The sequence below is a fragment of the Methanobrevibacter sp. genome, assembly GCF_045577275.1.
Taxonomy (GTDB): domain Archaea; phylum Methanobacteriota; class Methanobacteria; order Methanobacteriales; family Methanobacteriaceae; genus Methanobrevibacter.
In genome coordinates this window covers 1-5,293 of sequence record NZ_JAZNIB010000180.1, presented here as the reverse complement: position 1 = coordinate 5,293, position 5,293 = coordinate 1, and the positions used below count along the sequence as shown (strand labels likewise).

The window sequence follows — 5,293 nt, the reverse complement described above, 5'->3', positions numbered from 1 at the left end:
AAAACAATGTATTTTTAAATTATTCTAAATAATTTTTTTATTTGGATATGAAAAAACTTAAAATATAACTTAAAATTATAAAAACTTATAATAATAATTAAAAAGAAAAGTTATAATGTTATAATCACAAAAATAACTATTGATTAAAATACGTTAATTTATTTAAAGTCATACTTATGGAGAAATATTAATGAATCATGAAAAAATGTTTAATATTGCACGTAAAAGAGGTTTTTTATGGCCTTCTTTTGAAATTTATTCAGGAGTGTCCGGATTTACCGATTATGGGCCTCTTGGAGCAAGCCTAAAAAACAACATTATGCAAAAGTGGAGAAAACAATACATTGCAGGAGAAGGTTTCCACGAAATAGAAGGACCAACTGTAATGCCTAAAGAAGTATTGAAAGCATCAGGACACGTTGATAACTTCACTGACCCTATGACCAAATGTCTCTCATGTGGAGAAGTATTCAGAGCAGACCACATCATTGAAGAGGCAATCGGCGAAGATGTGGAAAGTTTGGAAAACAGCGAAATGGATGAAATCGTAAAGGAAAACAACATCAAATGTCCAAGCTGCGGTGGAGACTTGGCAAACATCTGGAACTACAATTTGATGTTTAAGACTGAAATTGGAGCAAAAGGGGACAAAGTAGGATACATGAGACCTGAAACCGCTCAAGGAATATTCATTCTATTCAAACGTTTATCAAGATTCTTTAAAAACAAGCTCCCATTCGGTGCTGTACAGCTCGGAAAAGCATACAGAAATGAGATCTCACCAAGACAAGGAGTTATCCGTCTTAGGGAATTCACTCAAGCTGAAGCGGAAATATTCTTGGACCCTAAAGACAAGACCCATCCTAAATTCAGCCAAATAGCTGATGAAATTTTATACTTATCATCCCAAGATGTCCAAATGAACGATAAGGAAACTTTGGAGATTACAGCTCAAGAAGCTCTCGACCAAGGTGTCGTATCTTCTGAAACATTAATCTATCAATTATACCTTGCAAGAAAATTCCTAAAGGAATTAGGCATTCCTGACGAAGTCTTAAGGTTCAGACAACACTTGCCAGGTGAAATGGCTCACTATGCTCTTGACTGCTGGGACGTTGAATGCTTGACTGACCAATACGGTTGGGTTGAAATCATCGGTATTGCAGATAGAGGAGATTACGACTTAACTGCACATTCACAGTTCAGTAATGAGGAATTAAGCATTTACATGGAATACGATGAACCTAAACTCGTATCTAAAACCGTTGTAAAACCTAATTTGAAATTATTCGGACCTGCATTTAAGGGAGATTCTCCAAAAATAAAGACTTACATTGAAAACTTATCAGATGATGAAGTCTTAGCACTTAAGCAGCAGATTGAAAGTGAAGGAAAGTTCATCCTTGAACTAGACAACACATTCGAGATTCTTGAAGAGCATTTGATCTTTGAGGATCTTGAAGAGGAAGTCAAAGGGGAAAGGATCATTCCTCATGTAATTGAACCTTCCTTCGGTATCGACCGTATCCTTTACTGCACATTATTGCATTCCTTTAAGACTGAAGAGGACGGATGCGATAAGGAATACTTCAAATTCTCAAAGGAAATCGCACCTATCCAAGTAAGTGTCTTCCCATTGATGAACAAGGAAGGTCTCGGTGAAATAGCTATAGACATTACCCACAAGTTACGTGAAGCAGGTTTCACTGTAGACAACGACACTTCAGGAACCATTGGAAAAAGATACGCACGTGCAGATGAAGTAGGTGTTCCAATAGCTATTACAGTAGACTTTGATACAAAAGAGGACAATACTGTAACAATAAGAGATAGGGACACTGAAGAACAAGAAAGAGTAAAAATAGAAGATTTAAAAGAAGTTATTGAAGCAAAACTTCAATAAACTTTTTTAAATTTTTAAATATTTAATTTTTTTATTTTCTAATATTTTTTTAATTATCAACCATACATACATCAAAAAAGTAATTAATTATTCCTTAAATACTATAATCTATTTTTAAAAATAAAATATCTCAAAGCATTTTAAGAGAATTTTCCAAATATTTGTCCAATAGGATATTAGCCCATTCTATTCCATCCTTATGCTCATTGAGAATAAAGCAGGAATTGTCATAAAGCCCATCCTTATAAAAGAGGCTTAAGGACATGAAATCATCACAAACAGTCAAGAATACCTTTAAATCTTGATCCGTCTTTCTGATGCTTACTTGGCCTTTTTTTGAAAAATCAACCAACTCTTCATAATACTTAGAGTTCTTTAAAGATGAGAATACGTCCTCATTTGTAATGAGCAACAGATTATCTCCGTTTTCCAGATTTTCCAAAATTATTTCAAGATGCTCTTCAAGAAAGATAGGAAGAATTATCTTCATATCTCCACATGCACCAATCAAGTCAAGATATTTATTGAATGCTTTTGAAAGATTATGCTCATCAGATTCTACAAAAACAGAATCCTTCAACAGATATGATTTTCTAAAGGAATCGAGTGGAATTGAGTCAATTGAATGATTCTGCCAAAAATCCCTATTGATTTGGAAGATATATAAATCTTGAAAAAGCTTTTCAAGACTTGCAGAACATAAAATTCCTTTAGTTGACAAGGAATAATTCTTAAAATCTTTTTTAATTAAATTAATGCGTTCCAATTCTTTCAAACCATGTAAAATTGAAGCGGAAGGTTTTTCCAATTCCTCCCTAAAATCATTTAGATTACAGTCTGAATCGGATAACATCAACAGCAATGAAGGCCTCATTTTTGAAGCCAATAGAAAGCGAACAGTTATGAAATCCTCATATTTTTTAGTGAAATCTTCTTCAAATATCATTAAATCACCTAAAAGTCACATAATAAAAAAATCAGTCTAAAATCAAACTTGAAGCATGCTCATCATAAGACCTGAAAAGATTCAATCCCCAATTAATTGCTTTTTCCTTATCAGAGAGCAATAGCCTATTTTGGTCATAAGTCCCATCCAGCTTAAATAATCCGACAGAAACGAACTCATTTGAAATTGCAAGAGCAATCTTAATGTTCTCATTCAGATGCTTGATGGAAAAATTTCCATCAGCAATGCCTTTCTTGACAACATCATTTCCAATATCCTTTATGAAACCATCCAAAATATCTTTTGAAACAATTAGTTGAACCTTGATTCCCTTCAATATCAGTCTTCGAATCAATTTAGGATACTCAGGATGGAGATAAGGAAAGATAACCTTCAAATGTTTGGAATTTTTAAACAATCTCTTAAATTCCTTATGGGTTCTGTAAATATCCATAGAACTGCATCTGATAAGTTCTGAACCTTCCAAAGAAGACAGCTTATTCAAATCATCAACAGACAAGGAACTTATGTCATGGTCAAGCCAGAAATCTGAAAAGTCACTTATCGCTGAAATCATATCATGAAAATCCAAGAGCACAGTAATGTAAATCAGCCCAAGATTTGTCAATTGAAAGCTATTATGAATCTTTTCTACATATCCCTCATCACATAGCTTATGTATATTGCTTGAAATAGAACTGTAGCTTAGCAAGGATCTTCTATCAATATCTCTAATCTTTAAGGGACCATTTAACAAATCTACTAAAACTTTTAATCTAATCTCCGAATTATTTAAGAATTTTAACTCATCTCCAACAATAGAGAAATAATACATTTTACCACCATATTCCATTTAGATTATCAAATCAAAAATTGATAAACTAAAAATTCATAAAAACAATATCAAAAAAGAAAAATGAATATTCTCTCTTAAAAAATGCCATAAGAAAGCAATATGCAAATTTCTAAAAAACCAAAGCAAAAAACTAAAATTTCAACAACCTTAAACTCAAAAAATCACCCCAAAACGATAATTTGAAACTTAAAATCAAGAAATTAAAAATTTCAATTAAAAAATTTTGTTAACATATGGTTAACTCTACTAATAATTTTCTTAAACATATATATAAACATATAAGAAAATTTTGAATGAAAATTTCAAAATGACATCAATATTGATGTCAAATTGTAAAAAATTTTAATAAAACTGAATAAAATCATTTTTAGAAAAATAAAAATATATGAAAAATAAATAATATTAGATAACTATATCCTAACATTTGCTGAAATTGCAAAAGATAAACTTATTAAATCATCAATAAAACAAAGAAAAAAGAATGTGAAAAAATGATTGATACACATATGCATGCCGATTCAAGAAGTAGCGAAGACTTTGAGAAAATGTTCATTGGTGGAATTGACACAGCAATTACCTGCTCATTCTACCCATATAAGATTAATGACAACCCTGAAATTCTCTTAAACCATCTAAATAGAATATTGAATTTTGAACCTAAAAGAGCAAATGAATATGGTCTTGACCTAAAGGTTGCATTGGGAATTCATCCTGCTAATGCCTTAGAGAACAATGAAATCATCTTTGAGCAATTGGAAAAATGGATAGAAAACAAGGACATAATAGCTGTAGGTGAAATAGGTTTGGATGAAAATACAGAACTTGAAAAGGAAGTGTTTAAGAAACAGTTGGAATTAGCTGAGGATACAAAATCAAAAGTAATCATCCATACACCAAGAAAAAACAAGCTTGAAGTCTTAAAGGACATTAAAGAGATTGTTCTTGAAAGCATCAATCCAAAACTTGTTGTTATCGATCATATAAACCTTAACACAATCGATGAAATCTATGATGAAGACTTTACAATTGGATTGACTGTACAGCCTCAAAAGATGGAAGTTGAAGAAGCCATCGAAATATTGGACAAATACGGTTTTGACAAATTCCTTTTAAACAGTGATATCAGCAATAAGCCATCAGATCCATTATCAGTTCCAAAAACAGTCAGAACATTGAAAAAATTAGGATACGATGAAAAAGAGATAAATAAGGTAGCATTTGAGAATGCCCAAAAGTTCTTCAATATAGAATAAAAAAATAGCTAAAAAGAACTAAAAAATAAGTGAGAAAATAAGTAAGAAAATAAGTAAGAAAATAAGTAAAAAATAGTAAAAAAACATGGAATAAGAAAATCTTATTCCTTAATTAATTCTTCTACAATCAATGTAGCGGATTCAACCATTTTAGGACAGAATTCAGTGAAAAGATTGTTTTCAACTGCATATTCCACTCCTTCTTTAGTTCTTACATCACAATTTAAGAGCTCATTACAGATATAGGAACCGTTTCTGTCTGCAAATTCTTCCAAGAATTTGACGCATACATCATCTGATTTAATTTTGCTTTCTGAATCGCCAATCTCAGATTG

The 5,293-nt window shown here is 31.5% G+C and carries 5 protein-coding genes; 2 read left to right on the top strand and 3 right to left on the bottom strand.

The annotated features are described in order from the left end of the window. Window positions 1–190 precede the first annotated feature (190 nt). The gene (gene glyS, locus ACKI67_RS05410; protein WP_407462406.1) at window positions 191–1,903 is read left to right on the top strand and encodes a glycine--tRNA ligase; all 1,713 of its coding nucleotides are present in this window, start codon (window positions 191–193) and stop codon (window positions 1,901–1,903) included. A gap of 130 nt (window positions 1,904–2,033) precedes the next feature. Here the strand turns inward: glyS and ACKI67_RS05405 are convergent, their stop codons facing one another. Together ACKI67_RS05405 and ACKI67_RS05400 are read right to left on the bottom strand one after the other, a co-directional pair. Further along, window positions 2,034–2,849: a helix-turn-helix transcriptional regulator gene (locus ACKI67_RS05405; RefSeq protein ID WP_407462405.1), complete on the bottom strand. Its 816-nt coding sequence runs from the start codon at window positions 2,847–2,849 to the stop codon at window positions 2,034–2,036. Between the two features lie 31 nt (window positions 2,850–2,880). Then, complete coding sequence (locus ACKI67_RS05400) at window positions 2,881–3,684, bottom strand: helix-turn-helix transcriptional regulator (protein ID WP_407462404.1); 804 nt, start codon at window positions 3,682–3,684, stop codon at window positions 2,881–2,883. Window positions 3,685–4,196: 512 nt separating this feature from the next. Here ACKI67_RS05400 and ACKI67_RS05395 point away from each other — a divergent pair. Beyond that, a complete protein-coding gene (locus tag ACKI67_RS05395) occupies window positions 4,197–4,958 on the top strand; it encodes a TatD family hydrolase (RefSeq protein ID WP_407462403.1) in 762 nt (253 codons plus the stop codon). 101 nt (window positions 4,959–5,059) lie between these two features. On the opposite strand, the gene ACKI67_RS05390 is transcribed toward ACKI67_RS05395, so the two are convergent. Next, the coding region (locus ACKI67_RS05390) for a C-GCAxxG-C-C family (seleno)protein (RefSeq protein WP_407462402.1) at window positions 5,060–5,293 on the bottom strand (234 nt) is incomplete at its 5' end.